Origin of the sequence: Enterococcus innesii (assembly GCF_022846515.1) — a bacterium.
GTDB lineage: Bacteria > Bacillota > Bacilli > Lactobacillales > Enterococcaceae > Enterococcus_D > Enterococcus_D innesii.
The window spans coordinates 3497285-3514102 of record NZ_AP025635.1 but is presented as its reverse complement, the minus strand read 5'-3'; the positions used below and the strand labels follow the sequence as shown (position 1 = coordinate 3514102).

The window sequence follows — 16818 nt, the reverse complement described above, 5'->3', positions numbered from 1 at the left end:
CAAATGGTCACTAAGCTCATAAAAATTAACTTTGCTAGCTATTGCTTGCATGTATTTGTTTCAATAAATTGAAACGTCCTACACATTGGTTCGTTTGCTTGCTTTGTTCAGTTTTCAAAGGTCTACCGTGCTGTGTTAGCAACTTTTATATCATATCAGAGCGACATTTGATTGTCAACTCTTTTTTTAAAAGTTTTTTTCGCTCGTTGTTTTTCAACTTCGCAGCGGCTGTCTCAGCGACTTCATTAGAATAACAAATTATTTGTTATTTGTCAACAACTTTTTTCAATTAATTTTGTTGATGTATCAACATTGATTAACTGTTTTAAAATTGCGACTCCGTTATAATATCATCTGTTTCATTTTTGGTCAAGTCTTTTTTGAAGTTTTTTCAAAAGCTTTTTTGACCCGCTGGCTCAATTGCCAACGTTGAATACTTTATCATTCTAAGAATGAAAGAGCAAGCTTTTTTCTGAAAAATTTTCAACTAAGTCGAGATAAACAAAAAAACTACCCAAAATAGGTAGTTTAATCAATATCGATCGTACGAAAACGGATCTGATTTTGATCGTCTCGTTTTAAGGTTGTTTCTTCTTTCAGATAAGAAAACTTCTTCTCATTGATCGCTGGATTCTCAAGCATTTCTTCATAACCCGCAAAAATATCATGGATATATTTTTTATAAGCTTTTTTCTTTTTGATTCTTTTCTTCATTTGGCACCGTCCTTTACGTGCTTATCTTAGCAAGCCGAAAGGATTCTGACAACCATTATCCGCATTTTCATACCAAAAATTCACTTTGACACAACTATTCCATTAATTCTGCCAAGTGACACTCATGGAATAGAATGTTTAGCTTGCGGTCAAACGTTTTTGAAAAGCCAATCGCTCTCCGTTCGGAAAAGGGAATGTTACCTCTCCTTTGTATTGATAGCCAGCTGCTTGGATATTCTTTTGCATACCAATATTGGCTTTATACGTATCGATACGTAAATCAACGATTCCTTGCTCTAATGCAACCACTTCAAGAGCTTGCAGCAATTTGGCGCTTAACTTTTGCCCTTTAAAATGAGAACTGACAACGACGCGATGGATGGATAGATATGGACCGTTTCCTTCCCACCCTGCGCCGGTAATTGCATTGTAGACAGGATCATCACCAGAAACCAACGCGGCAGACGCTGCGATTTTTCCATCTTTCACCAACACATAGCTTTCACCGTTGGCAATATCTGCTTTGATTTGATTTTCTTTAGGACCGTACCCATCTTGCCATTGCGGAGATCCTTGTGCTTTTAAGAAAGCAATGCCTTCTTCAAAAAGCACCATCAACTCAACCAGATCTTCCTCCGTTGTTTTACGAAACTTCTCCATTAAAAACTCCTTTCTTCTTTCAAAAGAAGCGAACAGTAAAGCATTCAAAATCGTTCTTAATCAATCGTTTTTAATTTCCCATGAAACTCACTGATTGATTGATAGCCTTTTTCTTTCATGATCGCTGCTAATTCTTTCGTCAATCGTTCAAAAATCGCCGGCCCTTCTTTTTGCAACTCTGTGCCGATCTGCAACATAGAGGCGCCACACAATAAATGCTCATACGCATCTTGACCATTACGAATCCCACCAGTACCAATAATTTTGATTTCTGGCTTGAGGCGTGTATAGAAAGCCCGCACATTGGCTAATGCCGTCGGTTTCACATATTCGCCTCCTAGACCACCAAACCCATCTTTTGGTTTGATGACTACCGAGTCAGTAGCAGGATCGATGAATAAAGCATTCCCAATACTGTTGATTGAATTGATGTAGGTTAACGGATACTTGTTTAATATCTTAGCCATCTCATCAAAGTGAGCCAAATCAAAGTATGGCGGCAATTTGACACCTAAAGGTTTTGTGAAAAAACCAAAGACTGTTTCCAGAATTTGATCGGTCAAAGGAAAATCATAGGCAACTTGGGGTTTTCCTGGCACGTTTGGACAAGAAAGATTTAACTCAGTGATTCCTTCAAAATCACTTTCTTGGATTTTCTTCAATAACTCAATGTTTTCAGCCACGCTCATACCAGCGACAGAGAAAAAGAAGGGCGCTTGCTGGGTCATTTCCTGCTGTTTTTTGATGGCATAGTCTAAGTAGTAGTCCACCCCTAGATTTGGTAATCCCATCGAATTGATGCTTCCTAACGGTAAATCGGTATAACGTGGTTCTGGATTTCCGGCACGCGCTTCTAGTGTTGCACTCTTCGTGACAAATGATCCAGCTGTTGATGATGCTAATTCATCTAATTCCTCGATCGTCATACAATGGACTCCTGAGGCATTCATAAACGGATTTTTATATGTAAATTTCCCAAAATTCGTAGCTAACATTGATTCATTCCTCCAATCTTTTCAACTAGTTTACCGTTTCATTTCTGAAAATGCAACGATGTCTTTGAGTGGGACAGGTTTTAGAAGGAGCAACCTCTGTAATCAGAGTAGCAAATCAAAAAAACCATATCCATACAGCTTGTTAAAACTTACTGAATAAATATGGTTTTGAAAACAATCTGTTTATATTGTACTCAAATGTTTTTTTAGAGCATGATCATGATTTTATTAAAGCTTTCACTTCTATTTACCGCTAAATCAAATGCTCTTTGAAGATCCTCTAATGGAAAGCGATGGGAAATCATATGACTGACACTCAAGCGTCCGCTTTCTAAAAAGGTGATTGAATCAAACCATTCTTTACCTGGGAAAGGTGCAGAATAACTATTCCAAAAACCCTTAATGGTTAATTCACTGCGAAAGATTTTTTCAAATGCTCGTTGTCTAATCAAAACATCAGAATAAGCGATCCCTTGAAATCCAATTTTCCCGCCTTTTTTTGTCACTAAGAGACATTGTTCTTCGGTTATTTTAGTACCTGCACATTCCATTGCAATATCCACGCCTAAACCATCCGTTATTCGGGAGATCTCAGTTTCAAGATCTTGAAGACTAGGATTAATCGTATCGGTGACACCTAAATCTATTGCTTGTTCCAGTTTCTCTGATTGAATATCAATGCCAATGATCGTTTTCACACCCGCAATTTTTAACCATTGGATCGTCAGCAATCCAATCGTTCCTAACCCAAAAACTGCAACGACATCGCCCACTTTAGGTTCGATTCCATAAACACCATGCGCTGAGACAGCAAGAGGCTCAATCATGGCCGCTTCTTCAAAAGACAACTTAGTCCCTATTTTCACGATATTGCTCGCTGGCACGGATACGTACTCTGCAAATCCCCCAAACCGTTGCGATCCCATCATGATATAGTCCGTACATAATTGATACTTCCCGACAGCACAGTATGCACAGTTACGACAAGGAATAAACGGGACAACAGCGACCCGATCGTCTTTTTTTAAATGATGAACAGAACGACCAACTTTTACAATAGTCCCAGCCATCTCGTGCCCCATGATCATGGGTAACTGGTATTTCCAGCCTTTACTCATTTTGTGGATATCTGACCCACAGATTCCTGAAGCTTCTACTTTTACAATCACTTCATTCTGATGGCATTGTGGAACATCCATTTCTCGAATCTCAAATTCATTCAGTCCAATTAAGAAACCAGCCCTCATCTACTCTCCTCCAATCTTCATTCATGGGATTCATAGGTAACGTTTGTTTTGTCAGTATAATATTCATAGCCCTGCTGGAGAAGTGCTTGCGAATGTAAATGCACATAAGCATTTGTTTCTAGTCTTTCCAGATAATCATTTGCAAAAGCCAAATTAGTGGCTCCAACAATTACCCCATGTTCTCGCAATAACATTCCATAAGGTAGTTTTGCTTCATTTGTCACCATGTTTTGAGAGCAGTCACCAACCAAGTGTGCTAACTTTTCAGTTGTTGCAGGTGCATAATCCAAACAACGGATCGTAGCCGGTCCGAAACGAAGGTTTTCACAGACGATGGGCATGTCAGTCCCTATACAACTGTAAACCATCAAATTTAATGGATGAGCATGAATCACTGCTTTGATCCGTGGATCTGAGTGATAAAAACTCATATGCATATTGATTTCCCTGGTCAAGTGACCAGTACCTTCGATGAGGGATAGTTTCTTATCTACCAAAAGAATTTGCGCTGCCTCTAATTCCCACAGATACTGAACAGATGCCAAAGTAGGTGTCATCAAGAAATGATCTTCTGAAACTTTTATAGAAATATTGCCACCAGCAGCATCCGTTAGCTTCCTGTCAAATAAAGATTTGGCAATCTTACATATGAATTTCCTTTCTTCTAAATAATCCATCGGGTTCCTCCTGTCTAAAACGTAAATATTTTTCAATCAATCCATATTTCCCAAGAAACATAATATCTTCAACAATTTCTAAATATTCTTCACTTCTTACAAGAGCAACGAAGAAAACAAAAGTCACTTGAAAATAATCCTCAGATCCGTAAGAGATTTTTTGTTTATTCGTCAAGAGGCTAATCGTGCTACGGTGGACATTTCCCCGATTGTTCGCATGAGCTAAAGCAACACCTTCACTTATTACGATATAAGGTCCATTTTGTTTCACATTTTCAACGACTTCTTCTACATAGCTCTGCTCAATACACTCGTTTTGTGTCAACACTTTCCCTGCTAAGCGTAAAGAATGCTCCCAAGAACATTTTTGGTCGATTCTGATAACATGCGAATTTAACAAGTAATCATGCAATTTTCTTTGTGGTTGTTGGACAAATTGATCAAATTTTTCTTCAGTCTCTTCTTCATTAATCGTAAACAAACGGTCAACCGTCTTTACTATTTTTTGGATATCTTCTTGAGTCACAAAAGGTGTTATCCTTAAAACATCCTCTTCCAAAAAAGGCAAAGGATCAGCAGTTAAGATTAAACGATTGGCTTTTTGACGGAAGCACATCTTACGATAAGTAGCAAGTGTTAGCACATTCATAATTTTGAACTGCTTGTATCGACTTATTTTCATAGCAATCATTTTCGCTATCGATAAATTTTCACACACGATCCAGATATCGATTTTGCTCATCTTATATTCTTGTCGGGTTAAGGCAGTTGCGATATGAATAGCGATCGTAGTAATAAATGATTCATTGAAGGATCGGGACAGGTAGTTTTCAATGACACCACTATTAGCCCTTACAGCTACGATAATATCCATAAACTGATGCCGCAAAAGACCGATATTTTCAATATCCAAAATAATGTTCTCTTCTTCAATAATTTGTAAGTGATTGTATAGATCAGAAATTAAGTCAAATTCGTACTTTAGAGTCGTCCCTAAATCTTCATCAATTTTATTCAGAAAATAGATGACCAAATTATACAATTCAGCATCCTTCACATTTTTTCGCTTTTTCAAATGACAAAATTCTGCTATTGCCTGTTTGTCTTCGAAAGAGATCGTTCGATCAAATCTTTTTTCAATTTGATCGATGAGTATGCTCAGGTTTTCCGACATAACGACAAATTTGGGAGATTCACCTTGTTCTTTGCGGGGCATATTGATAACGATAAAAATATAGACGAAAAGATCAAACTGCTGATACTTTTCTGCATACTTTAACTCGTTAAAAATGAATCCCAGAAAGTCTAAATACTCCATTGACCCGTCAAATGACCGAAGGATTTGCATCCCGACATAATTGATGTATCCTTTTGCGTCTATATTTTCTAAAAACAATGTAAACAAATACTCTCTTTTCTCCGATTGATTCATCTTAAGGATAACCCCTTCGCCCCTAAGCGTTTCGATATATTTACTCATGATCACTTCTTGCTTTTTCAACGTATTGATATCGCGGATGATTGTTAATCGACTGACGTAAAACAAATCAGCAAAATGATCCATCGTAAGAACATCTTCTGTTATCAATAAATTGATCAGAAGTAATGTGCGTCTTTCATCAGGATTCAAGGAATAGTCGTAAGGGGACAATTCTAAAACAAGCTGATAAGCTTCTGACAAATCAAGTTCATCAGGAACCTGTAAGTATCCGCTTTCAATTTTCACTTGCGGCATATCGCGAGTATTTAGAAACGAGTTCAAGACTTTGATTTCACTCGTGAATTTCTTTGGCGAGAGATTCAAGTTTTTATAAAGTTGCTCCAATCTAATTTTCGTTATTTTGTTATATAGTAGGAGATAGATGATTTCAGCAGTAATTTTCCTCACAGCACTCCTCCTTAATGAATAGACAAATTCTCTCTTAGAAAATCAACAAGTTTTTCAGGTTCACACTTGCTTAATTGAACAATAAAATTTCGAGATTGGATGCTTAAAATCAATTTTTGAAGAAATTCAATATAGGTATGCTCATCTTTTAGTGCCATGCAAAATACATGTTCGACTGCTAAGTCATCTACTTGCGTATCCATCTGTTTAAAAGTCACAGGCTTTTTTAGTCTTGCGTAACAGACAGAAGATTCTTTCACAGAGAGATCAAAGGTATGCGGAATCGCAACTGGCGGGTCAACTGGCAGACCAGTAGGAAAATGATGTTCGCGTTCGATACAAGACTCGATAAAACTATTCCCGACGAGCCCTTCGTTAAGCAGTTCAAGTCCGCATTGTTTAATCACTTCTATATTGGAGCGCTCATTCAATTCGATTGCTTTAAATTTCATACACTATTTCTCTCCCACTAAGCCATTTATTTTATCAACAATTCGTTTATTCATTTGGTCAATTACCCAACGATTCGATGAAATAAGCTGATTATAATATTTGCTAAATTGTAGCCCCAGAAACTATCTGTCACAACCCCTTCCACAGGTACACCGGTCGCATTCATCATTTCGGTTGCTTCAGGTGCAAAGGTGTTTGTTCCAATTAGAACGATAACTAAGAAGAAAAAGCCAGTGACAAGCGTTCGAAAAAGATTGCCATTTGATGCTACTGCTAGTAGTGGAATCATATATACGATTACTGTTAAAACACCAACTGGAAAATAATGCATACCAGGGATAATAAATGCTAAGAATATTGCTATCGGAATCAGAATCACTGTCGTTGTGATCGCTGTCGGATCTCCAAGACCAAGAGCAATGTCCATGCCGATATATAATTTTTTCCCTTCGCCAATATGTTTCTTCATAAATTCTTTGGCAGCTTCCCCGATCGCAGTCAAGCCTTCCATCATAACAGAAACCATTTTGGGTATCAGTACTAGTACTGCTGAAACTCCAACCCCCATAGAAATCGCTACCGTAAATTCTTGGCGTGTCAATACGCCTAGAAAAGTTCCGACCAACAAACCGATAACTGCTGGATCTCCAAAAAAACCAATTTTACTTTCGACTTTTTCCAAACTGATATCGATTTTGTTAAGACCAGGAATCAGATCAATCAATTTATTTACTAATAGTCCAAAAGGATAAGCGAAAGTAATAAATGAAAATGTCGTACAAGTCGTGCCTTCCAGTCCGTAATACGCCTCCCATCTTGGAGCAAACCACTGAGCCACGAATAAAGTGACAATTGATAAGCCAACCGTAACAGTCAAACCTAGCCAAAAACTATCAAACAAGGCATACGCTAATGCTCCAGGAATCAAAAAATGAATATAGTTCCAAATGTCGACATTCATGACCGTTGTCCATTTCAAAAGAATAAACAATACATTTAATCCCACGATCATCAAAATAGCAATCGCTGCAAAAGGTACTGACCACGAAGCCGCTCCCACAGCAGCCCAGCCAACATCCATCGTGGTATATCCTGATCCCATTTCCTGATAATAATCGATGGCTGGTTGCAAGGAAGTACCCAGGAGTCCTACAACAAGCCCCAACCCTTGAAAGCCGATGCCGACTAAAAGCCCAGTTTTAAGTGCTTTGCCAATTTTCATCCTAAAGACACAGCTTAAAATAAAAATGACAACGGGTAGCATAACCGATGCCCCCATATCCATGATGTTTTGAATAACTGATAATACAGCTTCCATTTTTATCCCCCTTTTATAATTCGATGGCACTCTTCAACGATTTTCTGCGCGGTCTGCTCTTCGTTGATTCCCGATATCAAACTGAAAACAGGAAGAATCGGTACTTTTACTGGCTTGACATATCGAGTAGTCACCAAGATTAAATCCACTGTTTCTGCTTTTGAGGGAATTTGATTAATATTCCCTTTGGTGATGGAAGCCTGAATGTTGCTCTGAGCTAAGATTTGTTTGACTTTCTCTTGAACAACCGTGGACGTGGCGATCCCACTACCACAAGCAATATAGATCTCAATTTTTTTATTCATTTTCTCTCTCCTCCTTTCCTTACTCTATTTTTGAGATTTCAATAAAGAATGAATTTTATACTCTTCTTCTGGTAGTAAAACGACTTTTAACGCCTTCCCTTCTCTCGTCAATTCGATGGCCTGATTGATGTCAGCTAAAGGCAAAACATGAGAAATAATTTTTTCAGCTGGAAACTGATCAGATAAGGATAAATGGAAAGATTTTTCGACTTGAATACTATTTGCACCATAATGACCATAAATCCAGAGATTGTTATAATGAACTGCATTCGTATCTATAGGCGTTAATTGATTCTTTGCTACACCACCAAAAAAGACGACAATTCCACATTTTCTAGCCATAAAAATACTTTGTTGCTGTGCTTCTATTGATGGATTAGCTGAAATCACTTTATGTGCGCCATGTCCATTCGTATACTCTTTCACCTTTTCTACAGGATCTTCTTTGGAAGAATCGATCCTATGATCTACATTAAACGCTTCCATAAGAGCTAGTCTGTCAGCATTTTTATCAATCACGATTACCTTGCTTGCTCCGCGAATCCTTGCTAGAATCGCTAAAAAGACCCCAATTGGACCTGCACCAATAATGACGACCGAATCGCCTAACGAAACCTGAATATTCTCCATGCATGCATAAGTGGAGGATAAGGGTTCAGCTAATGTTGCCGCGATAGGCTCTCGTCCTTCTGGCACTTCAAAAATCGCTCCTCGTTCTACTCTTGTTGCACTATATGCTATATACTCTGCAAAACCGCCTTGAAGATCGGTATAACTTTCAGCTTCCGTACAACATTCGTGCTTCCCATTACGACAATTTTCGCAACGTAGGCAATGAGCCATAGGGTATACATAAACCATCTGCCCTCTTTGATACTTCGTCACATTTTCATCAATTTCGACGATCTCACCAACGATTTCGTGTCCATAAATATGAGGGTAGCGCCCCGCTTTTGAATCGGTCAGCAAATTGCGAATATCAGAGCCGCACAGACCAACTGCCTTAACCTTCAATAGAAAACCTCCCTCTGGACAGCAGGGTCGCTCTACTTGTTCATAGCGAATATCTCCTGGTCCATACATCAACGCAGCCTTCATTTTTTTCACAAATGTTCAACTCCATTCATTCTTTCTTATTTTACATGTTCATTGTAAGGTGCGTCGGATGTACCTCACAAGTAACACTTTTTGCATTTCAAGTTCTATATTTGTTACTTGAATGAGAAAATGTTTGTGAAAAACCAAGAACGATTTTTCCTTCTTGGAACTATTTTGAAGCCAGGTAAAAACAAAAAAGCCTCTTAACAATGAGCCAAGAGGTTTTGGTGAAGCAAACTATTCTATTTATGAGTATTTAAAACTATAGGTAGCTCATCACTTCTTCCATTCGAACGGATGAATGAACTAAATTGAGCCGATCCTCGTAGGAAACTTTCCTCGGTCTTGGTTTCAATATGCGACCTCAGTAAGGAGAAATTCTCAAGTGTTACTCGATGATACTTGCGTTTTCCATCGAAAGCGTACAATTCAAATCATTTCAAATGATAAGACACTTGAATAGGAGTTTTTTAATTGACTTTTCAACTTTTTTTTAAATTGAAAACGAATAAACACATACTATATACATACAAATTTTTTACCTATCAAGTGAATTAAACCTTTTTCTTTGATACCTCAACACTCCAGTATCTCCGATGACGTATAATTTGTATTTTCCATACCCTACTTTAAATTCTAATCTTTCGCCACTTGCGATTTCAAATAAAAGATAATAGGTAATGGATTGATTCGTAAAGCCGTTTGCAGCAATATTCGTGCTACTAGTCATTCGTTTGTCTACTAGCGTGGCAAGTACTGCCACTTCTGGCGTAGATTGATCCTTTAAGAATTCGACAATATGATATAAGATAACTGCGACGAAAATAAAAGCAAATAAAGTAAACAGAAAATCCACAAAACACACTCCTTTTTGTTTTTTATGATCAAGGAAATCAAGCAAATCATTTTTACAACTTAAATATAATTATACATTAATTCAATTAATTAATCTCGAACCTCTAATAAAAATATGTTACTTGCTAAATGATTGACCGAAACTGTAGTTTGGCTATCGTTTTCCTATATGTATGGTTGCATAGAACACATTTGTATATTTGTTAACCAAGAGTCAGTTGATAGGATAAAATCACATGACCTTTGAAAAAGCATTCCTAGAATCATCCTTCTTCATTCTACATTGACTCCTTAAGGAAAATTCATCGTATCCCAAAGCCTCTGACTAAATTCAGTAACGTTTATTTAGACATGTTTTCTGGGATGCACCTTAAGGTTATCAATGTGGATGAATAAGAATTTAATCTGTGCTCTCTTTTTGTCAAAATGATCGAAGGTTTATAGAAAGTATTACTATTTCGGCAAAGTTAAATACTAACTCACTTTGAGTTGTCATATGAATGGAAAATACTTTGAACTTTCAGGTTAAAAATATATGATTTTCTTTAATGCTTTTAGTAAAAAAGCATAACTTTTTCACCAAGTAACTGTTTATTTAAGAAAGTATTCTATAAAAAAACTCTTCTACCAACTTTTTCAAAGTTAATAAAAGAGTTCTGTGTTTATATCCTCATTTTGCCAACTGTCCACCACCTAAGAAAACAGCTTATTCCAACTAGTTAACAAATATGAAACACCATTGTATGATTGAAAATCCTTAACGAATCCCCAAAGCAATCCGTGCATAACGACTCATTTTATCAGTCGTCCATGCGGGATACCAAACTAATTTTACCTCTGGATTTTTGACTTCTGGAATATCGCTTAATGCTTCGTGTATCGATTCAGTCAATACGTCGGCTAAGGGACAGCCCATTGTTGTTAAGGTCAAGTGCTGTTATATCAGCATTTCTATCGCTTTTCCCTGCGTTAAAGCGATAGTATCTCCTCGATTCCAGTGCATGTTGGAAGCCAATATTCTGTTCTTTTTATTAACTTTTGTAGACTCATTATACCTTAAAAAAAGGTTGAATTGTCCCTTAAAATGGTTTGGACTACATACTCAATGAGGATTTTTTTACGCATCGTATCTGTAGTCCAATTAAATTTTCTCAAAAAACCAAACAATTCATGTCCACAAAAACTTTACGCAATATATCCTTGAATACTACTCAAAAAAATCACTAATTGTCCGTTTTTTATAACAAAGATACCAATTTGAAATTGATTTGCTAGATTTCGATTAATGAACATTTTTTTTGAATTAAATCTATGAATAAAACTGAAAATAATTAATGCTTTTCATCTACTCAACAGCACATAGCTCAGAGAAACTGAATGATTTACTTTAGGAACTTCCTCTTCAATATACTTAGATTTCTTATAAAAAATTTCAAATTAAAAATACCAAATAAACGAAACTAAAAGACTTTCGTTTATTTGGTACATACTATTTATTGAGAATAAATTTTAAAATTTTCTCTTTATCCAAATACATTATATATAGTAAAAAGGTAATCCAAGCGAATATAAAAAATGGCTGAATTATAGCAAAGAATCCTGCAAAGCTATAATAAGATTGGTTACCAGTCATACCGCCTAAAACAAACCCTATTTTTATTAGGAATTCAAACCATAAATTCACAAAGAGAAACAAGACAAGTAGATAAACTCTTTCAATAAAATTTCTATTTTTCATTATTCCCTCGACTTATACAATTATTTATTCTGAAGTAAATCTCGAATATCTTTCAAATAATCTTCAGCTGTTGGCTGTGCTTCTTCTGGTTCAACTTCTGTTTCTTTCTTATTAAGTTCTTTCATTTTGTTTACAGATTTAACTACAATAAATAAAACAACTCCAGTAATTAGAAAAGTAATTATTGCACTAATAACATCTCCGAATTCAAAGGTTACACCTTTTTTAGGTGTCCACGACAGCACTGATAATGCTCCGTCTAAATTAGTAGTATTAGTAAACATTGAAACAACAAGTGCAATTAGTGGTGTAATTAAACCGTTGACAACCCCATTTACAATAGCAGTAAATGCCCCACCAATAACAACACCGACTGCAAGGTCTAATACATCCCCTCTTAAAATAAACGTTTTAAACTCTTTAATCATTTGTATCCCCCTAATATATTTTTTTCAAGCATTGATATTATACACAATTAAAAACACATTTTTTATCGTAAAAAAACCAAATTTTGCTCATATGGGAGACTATATATCTTCACTTTAAAGTATTTTAATTGCTATTTTGTTTTAGCTATATCGTAATCGATAATGTTGCTCTTTACATATTTTAAATTTAGTAAGTAATTCTAAAAATATAGATTATGATACAGAGCAAATTGTTATTACAAGATATTAAATAACGAAAGCCACTATATAATTTATTTTTATTTGGAAACAAACGGATTAATCTTGATAAAACAATTAATTAAAAAATTGTATAATTACTATATTAAGGAGGAACATATCTTTATGAAACTAACCAAAAAGAAATTAATACTAAAGTATACAAATTACGCTATTAAATCAAATTCTTTTAATGAAGCCAGTGTCCGAACCTTTCTCGAAAAAGAAGATTTTTCCCCATTTTATATTTATAAGTATTTTGAAAACTTTGATGATTTAAAACGAAAATCAGCTGAATGCTTCGTCCACCAAAATCTCATAAACGACTATGTAAATTTCGATAACACCAGTTTCCCTAAATTAGTAACTGAGACGGTGAAATATTTCGGTAAGCACGAGTACCGTGATATTCTATTTTTTGATGAATACTGTGGCAAAATCGTGATGAATGAGTATTACATCCCCACATTAAAAAAAATATTTAAAACTCTGCCTGAAAATGAAATTGCTTTTCAGTATGCCACGATTGCTGGCATACTTATAAAAAAATAGAGAACAGCTACCTGTCCTCTATTTTGATTAAATCACTTTTCAGATGGATACGCCTTTGTAAAATTTTTTCATGGATAAACTCTCCAAATCTTCTCCATGCATCTAGGTCGTGAATATCATCTAGAAAGAAAAAATCTTGTGAGTCATCAATATCTATTACGCTGTCAGATATAACTACATCTGACTCTTCTATTTTTTCACATATTTTTAGAGTGTCCTCTTTGTATATACTAGACAAAGAATTTCTAATGACAATAACATAATTCGCTCTATAAGTTGAATTTATACTAACTTTCAATGGATTAGCCATTAAACTGCCCAAATATGAGTAAAGCAATTCCGTTACTTGAAAACTAAAGACTTCAAGGGATTCTTTAGATAATTCATCTTTATATAAATTTTGAAAGTCTGAACTAATTTCTTTAATATTCTCATTTGTATAAGTAATTGAGTTGGTAGCGTAAAACAATATATTTAAACTCAGCTTGTCAGTAATTAAAAACCGATAAACCAATTGAAATAAAAATGTATTATGAAACTCTTTTGGTATCTCGTATTTTTCTTCTAACCACTTCAAAACTTTTGTGGCTTTATCAATAATTCTATTCCCTTTAACATTTGCTAGATTTTCACCTATATTATTTCTAATTAACGGTGTTAGGTATTCAGGAAGATAATATATTGTAAATAAGTAAAAAAACATCTTCTCATTTAAAAAGTAAAAATTATTACCATCTTTTTCAACGTAGGAAAACATATTAAAGAATCCAAGGTGAACTTCTTTATAAATACTTGCCATAACTTCCAGTTCTTCTTCGCTTCCTTGTTTTACGAACTGACCTAGTTTCAGAGAGTTATCAAAAACTTTAGATATCCTTTTAAGTTTATCCTGATGTATTGACGAGAGAAAGTTGTTAGCATTTGTTAGGTAATTATAGTTTTTACTACTATTAAAAGTGATAGAAGTTGTTTCCAATAAGTAGGTAATTACTCTAATTTGGTTTTCATTACCTTCCAAAACTATGTAATTAGTTTTTTTTCTGATTTCACAATTAAATCCTATTACTTTGATTATCTCATTCGCCTTATTTATTAACTTATAACAATAAGATTGACTGTAATTAAAATGTCTTGATAGCCTAATCATTCCTATTTTTCGATGTTCTAAAAAAAAGAGCAATAATTTAAATACAGATGATTGATTTATATACTGCTGTTTTAAATGTAAATAAAAAGTTGAATAAACCTCTTCTGATTCGTCAGCTGTCAACTTAAACATTCTATTCTCAAACTTAATTAAAGGCTTAGTACATGAGTCGTACTCTGAGTTTATTTGTTCAATAATAATTTTTAATTTACGATTAGTTAGAGAATTTTTATAAGCTAATTCATCTAAAGAAACTTCTTTTTTGGATATTATTTCTTCTAAAAGATTTAGCTTTTGTTCTTGTCTTGGGGTTAAAAATAGCTTCCATAAGTCCATGTTTAAACTCCTTAAAATAAATGTATAAATAATTTATTAATTGTAACGGCAATTAAATATTATACGCTATATTAAACAAAATTAGGGTATTCAAAGATTTTAATTCCTATCCCTTTTCTGTATTTATTTACTTTTTAAGGATAATGTTAATTATGTTTATTCAAATTACTGAATATTACTATGATTATTTGCACAAGGAGGATGTTTCATTGCATAAAGAAGTTAATGAGCGTTATATGTTTTTCAGCAAATTATTCTTTTGTTTTCAAAAAAATCTTTTTAATAGAGAAATTAAGAACTTAGATTTTTCTTTTACAGAATTATTGCTTATAAAATATGAAATATTCTTTGGTGATGAGCTTATAGATACAGAATCTTTAATAAAAGAAAATGAAGTATATATCTATTTTAAATTTTATAATGATACATTGTGTTCAAAACAATTAACTAGTTTATATTACGATATTTTCATTATCGAAGAACAATCATTGCCATTAGAATATTACGCTGAAAAATTGGCTGAACAATTTATTAAAAAAATAAAGCTTTGAAGAGATGGACTCTTCTAAGCTTTATTTTTTAGGTATGATTTAGCTATTGTAAAAATAAACATTGCTGACACGCCAATTAAAGCAATAATCAACCAAACATTATTCTGTGATTTCAAAACGATACTATTGCTAGAAGAATCTAATTTTTTAGCTAACTCTTCAACTTTATCCTCAGAGTAATTAAAAGTGGTGACTTTCTCTTTCTTATCATTAATAATGATAAACTGATAATCCCCCGATACCAATTCAGCTCCATCTAATAAAGGAACACTTAATTGCGTTTTAGTATAAGGAGTTAAAACCACTGTATCCTTTTCTAATTCACCTTCAGCTATTACTTTATTGTCTGGATTAATGACCTTATATGCCTCACCCTCTGCATAGGATACTAGCGAGTTGTTATTGTAATTATAATAAGTAAGACTTGTTTTATTTTGTGTGTTGTTAAACTCAAAATCCCCATATGATTGAGCTTTACTATCGCTTGTTGCCTCATGCATCTTTAAGCGAACCACAAAAACTTTTTGATAGACTTGTTGAACATTTACAGAGTCTTCATTCTCTTGGTACCCAATTACCTGAGAGAAATTGATTCCACCTATGACTTCCCCATTTAATTCTTTATTTACATTGATAGTAATTTGAACATCCTTGCTTTCGTTTGCTTCAAGCTTTATTATACCATCTTCGAACTCTTCATTAGATGCCGTCAAACTCACATAATTTGTTAAATCATAGTCTTCATTTAGCAAGTTATCTGTTTTTTTCACATAATCTATTGAAACACTAGTAGATACAGCGATACTAGGAAACACAGAAACATCGATTGGTTCACTTCCAAAGTTTGTTGCAGTAACAGTAAAAGTATAGTCTTCCCCGACTTTAGGTGAGAACTGAATATCTTCAGTTGTATTAGAGATATCATTGGCTTTAAGTTCTGTCTTTAAAGTAGATATACTTTGTTCATCTGCAAATGATTGAATAGTACTGAAAGTGATTGCCAACAATGAAATTATCAATAGCAAACACACTCTATTTAAAGAGTGTGTCTGAATATTAGATATAGATTTCATTGAGTCTATTATTCTGGGTCGACATTAGTTGTAGTTTCTTTTGCAGTTAGAGTAATAACATAAGGATTTTCCTCTCCCAAATATGATACACTATCGAACTCAGTAGCATCTAATGTAACAGCAATATCTCCTGATAAAATTGAATTATTTGCTTGAGCAACTTTATCTGATGTTTTAGCATTTTCTGCGAACTCAGCAGTTAATCCTTTAGCTTTTTCACCTGTAGAGACAGATAATTTAATTTCTTTTTCACCAAATTCTCTGTTAATGAATTCAGCTGAATATCCAATAGAAGTAGTCAAGTTGGTATTCAGTTCTTCTCCGTTTTTTGCGATTTCCTTAAAATCAATATCTGGGTCATTTAGGTCTGCCATCTCAATTGTAGAAGCACCCTCTTTAACATTAAGAGTTGCACCTTTCGTTGTATCTGTCGCCTCCGCAGCATTGGCAGTTGTAGCCAATCCTAGTGATGTTAGAGCGATTAATAATGTTGTTGCTAATGTTATCTTTTTCATTTAAAAATTCCTCCTAAAAATAATTTTGCAA

The 16818-nt window shown here is 34.5% G+C and carries 17 protein-coding genes and 1 pseudogene; 2 read left to right on the top strand and 16 right to left on the bottom strand.

Annotated elements, in window-relative coordinates; genetic code table 11:
- Positions 1-528: 528 nt before the first annotated feature.
- From ENLAB_RS16425 to mscL, 13 genes and pseudogenes are all read right to left on the bottom strand, one after another.
- Positions 529-714 carry a hypothetical protein gene (locus tag ENLAB_RS16425; RefSeq protein WP_005236216.1) on the bottom strand — a complete coding sequence of 62 codons (186 nt, stop codon included), beginning with the start codon at positions 712-714 and terminating at the stop codon, positions 529-531.
- A gap of 138 nt (positions 715-852) precedes the next feature.
- On the bottom strand, positions 853-1374 hold the full coding sequence (locus ENLAB_RS16420; RefSeq protein ID WP_077453722.1) for a GNAT family N-acetyltransferase: 522 nt from the start codon (positions 1372-1374) through the stop codon (positions 853-855).
- 56 nt (positions 1375-1430) lie between these two features.
- Entirely contained in the window at positions 1431-2369 is a 939-nt protein-coding gene (locus ENLAB_RS16415) for a dihydroorotate oxidase (protein WP_081118983.1), read from the bottom strand.
- 206 nt (positions 2370-2575) lie between these two features.
- The gene (locus tag ENLAB_RS16410; protein WP_244352083.1) at positions 2576-3616 is read right to left on the bottom strand and encodes a galactitol-1-phosphate 5-dehydrogenase; all 1041 of its coding nucleotides are present in this window, start codon (positions 3614-3616) and stop codon (positions 2576-2578) included.
- A gap of 17 nt (positions 3617-3633) precedes the next feature.
- Positions 3634-4293 carry a class II aldolase/adducin family protein gene (locus ENLAB_RS16405; RefSeq protein ID WP_244352082.1) on the bottom strand — a complete coding sequence of 220 codons (660 nt, stop codon included), beginning with the start codon at positions 4291-4293 and terminating at the stop codon, positions 3634-3636.
- Entirely contained in the window at positions 4259-5857 is a 1599-nt protein-coding gene (locus ENLAB_RS16400; protein WP_244352081.1) for a PTS sugar transporter subunit IIA, read from the bottom strand. The genes ENLAB_RS16405 and ENLAB_RS16400 overlap by 35 nt, the downstream gene beginning before the upstream one ends.
- A 335-nt stretch (positions 5858-6192) precedes the next feature.
- Complete coding sequence (locus ENLAB_RS16395; RefSeq protein ID WP_008381342.1) at positions 6193-6633, bottom strand: PTS sugar transporter subunit IIA; 441 nt, start codon at positions 6631-6633, stop codon at positions 6193-6195.
- Between the two features lie 62 nt (positions 6634-6695).
- Positions 6696-7952, bottom strand: a complete 1257-nt coding sequence (locus tag ENLAB_RS16390) for a PTS transporter subunit IIC (protein WP_195265900.1) — start codon at positions 7950-7952, stop codon at positions 6696-6698.
- 2 nt (positions 7953-7954) lie between these two features.
- The gene (locus ENLAB_RS16385) at positions 7955-8257 is read right to left on the bottom strand and encodes a PTS sugar transporter subunit IIB (RefSeq protein WP_005236235.1); all 303 of its coding nucleotides are present in this window, start codon (positions 8255-8257) and stop codon (positions 7955-7957) included.
- Between the two features lie 24 nt (positions 8258-8281).
- Positions 8282-9355 (bottom strand): alcohol dehydrogenase catalytic domain-containing protein, encoded by a 1074-nt coding sequence (locus ENLAB_RS16380; protein WP_223273137.1) that lies wholly within the window; start codon positions 9353-9355, stop codon positions 8282-8284.
- Positions 9356-9893: 538 nt separating this feature from the next.
- Positions 9894-10211, bottom strand: coding sequence for a DUF2500 domain-containing protein (locus tag ENLAB_RS16375; RefSeq protein WP_015509816.1), 318 nt, complete (start codon positions 10209-10211; stop codon positions 9894-9896).
- A gap of 756 nt (positions 10212-10967) precedes the next feature.
- Positions 10968-11141: pseudogene (locus ENLAB_RS16370) on the bottom strand (iron-sulfur cluster assembly protein); the annotation flags it as partial.
- A gap of 827 nt (positions 11142-11968) precedes the next feature.
- Positions 11969-12376, bottom strand: a complete 408-nt coding sequence (mscL, locus tag ENLAB_RS16365; RefSeq protein ID WP_244352080.1) for a large conductance mechanosensitive channel protein MscL — start codon at positions 12374-12376, stop codon at positions 11969-11971.
- Positions 12377-12739: 363 nt separating this feature from the next.
- Between mscL and ENLAB_RS16360 the strand changes: the two genes are divergently transcribed.
- Positions 12740-13165: a hypothetical protein gene (locus ENLAB_RS16360; RefSeq protein ID WP_244352073.1), complete on the top strand. Its 426-nt coding sequence runs from the start codon at positions 12740-12742 to the stop codon at positions 13163-13165.
- A gap of 7 nt (positions 13166-13172) precedes the next feature.
- Here the strand turns inward: ENLAB_RS16360 and ENLAB_RS16355 are convergent, their stop codons facing one another.
- Entirely contained in the window at positions 13173-14648 is a 1476-nt protein-coding gene (locus tag ENLAB_RS16355) for a helix-turn-helix domain-containing protein (RefSeq protein ID WP_244352071.1), read from the bottom strand.
- 209 nt (positions 14649-14857) lie between these two features.
- On the opposite strand from ENLAB_RS16355, the gene ENLAB_RS16350 reads away from it, so the two are divergent.
- The gene (locus tag ENLAB_RS16350) at positions 14858-15199 is read left to right on the top strand and encodes a hypothetical protein (protein ID WP_244352063.1); all 342 of its coding nucleotides are present in this window, start codon (positions 14858-14860) and stop codon (positions 15197-15199) included.
- A gap of 14 nt (positions 15200-15213) precedes the next feature.
- On the opposite strand, the gene ENLAB_RS16345 is transcribed toward ENLAB_RS16350, so the two are convergent.
- Together ENLAB_RS16345 and ENLAB_RS16340 are read right to left on the bottom strand one after the other, a co-directional pair.
- On the bottom strand, positions 15214-16218 hold the full coding sequence (locus ENLAB_RS16345; protein ID WP_244352045.1) for a WxL protein peptidoglycan domain-containing protein: 1005 nt from the start codon (positions 16216-16218) through the stop codon (positions 15214-15216).
- A 62-nt stretch (positions 16219-16280) separates the two neighbouring features.
- On the bottom strand, positions 16281-16787 hold the full coding sequence (locus tag ENLAB_RS16340) for a hypothetical protein (RefSeq protein ID WP_244352043.1): 507 nt from the start codon (positions 16785-16787) through the stop codon (positions 16281-16283).
- Between the last annotated feature and the right edge of the window lie 31 nt (positions 16788-16818).

What these genes read in the sequence shown, in the direction of transcription:
- ENLAB_RS16425 (WP_005236216.1), bottom strand. Translation starts at nt 714, where the DNA reads ATGAAGAAAAGAATCAAAAAGAAAAAAGCTTATAAAAAATATATCCAT.
- ENLAB_RS16390 (WP_195265900.1), bottom strand. Translation starts at nt 7,952, where the DNA reads ATGGAAGCTGTATTATCAGTTATTCAAAACATCATGGATATGGGGGCA.
- mscL (WP_244352080.1), bottom strand. Translation starts at nt 12,376, where the DNA reads ATGATTAAAGAGTTTAAAACGTTTATTTTAAGAGGGGATGTATTAGAC.
- ENLAB_RS16340 (WP_244352043.1), bottom strand. Translation starts at nt 16,787, where the DNA reads ATGAAAAAGATAACATTAGCAACAACATTATTAATCGCTCTAACATCA.
- ENLAB_RS16410 (WP_244352083.1), bottom strand. Translation starts at nt 3,616, where the DNA reads ATGAGGGCTGGTTTCTTAATTGGACTGAATGAATTTGAGATTCGAGAA.
- ENLAB_RS16385 (WP_005236235.1), bottom strand. Translation starts at nt 8,257, where the DNA reads ATGAATAAAAAAATTGAGATCTATATTGCTTGTGGTAGTGGGATCGCC.
- ENLAB_RS16415 (WP_081118983.1), bottom strand. Translation starts at nt 2,369, where the DNA reads ATGTTAGCTACGAATTTTGGGAAATTTACATATAAAAATCCGTTTATG.
- ENLAB_RS16355 (WP_244352071.1), bottom strand. Translation starts at nt 14,648, where the DNA reads ATGGACTTATGGAAGCTATTTTTAACCCCAAGACAAGAACAAAAGCTA.
- ENLAB_RS16395 (WP_008381342.1), bottom strand. Translation starts at nt 6,633, where the DNA reads ATGAAATTTAAAGCAATCGAATTGAATGAGCGCTCCAATATAGAAGTG.
- ENLAB_RS16360 (WP_244352073.1), top strand. Translation starts at nt 12,740, where the DNA reads ATGAAACTAACCAAAAAGAAATTAATACTAAAGTATACAAATTACGCT.
- ENLAB_RS16380 (WP_223273137.1), bottom strand. Translation starts at nt 9,355, where the DNA reads ATGAAGGCTGCGTTGATGTATGGACCAGGAGATATTCGCTATGAACAA.
- ENLAB_RS16420 (WP_077453722.1), bottom strand. Translation starts at nt 1,374, where the DNA reads ATGGAGAAGTTTCGTAAAACAACGGAGGAAGATCTGGTTGAGTTGATG.
- ENLAB_RS16405 (WP_244352082.1), bottom strand. Translation starts at nt 4,293, where the DNA reads ATGGATTATTTAGAAGAAAGGAAATTCATATGTAAGATTGCCAAATCT.
- ENLAB_RS16400 (WP_244352081.1), bottom strand. Translation starts at nt 5,857, where the DNA reads ATGGATCATTTTGCTGATTTGTTTTACGTCAGTCGATTAACAATCATC.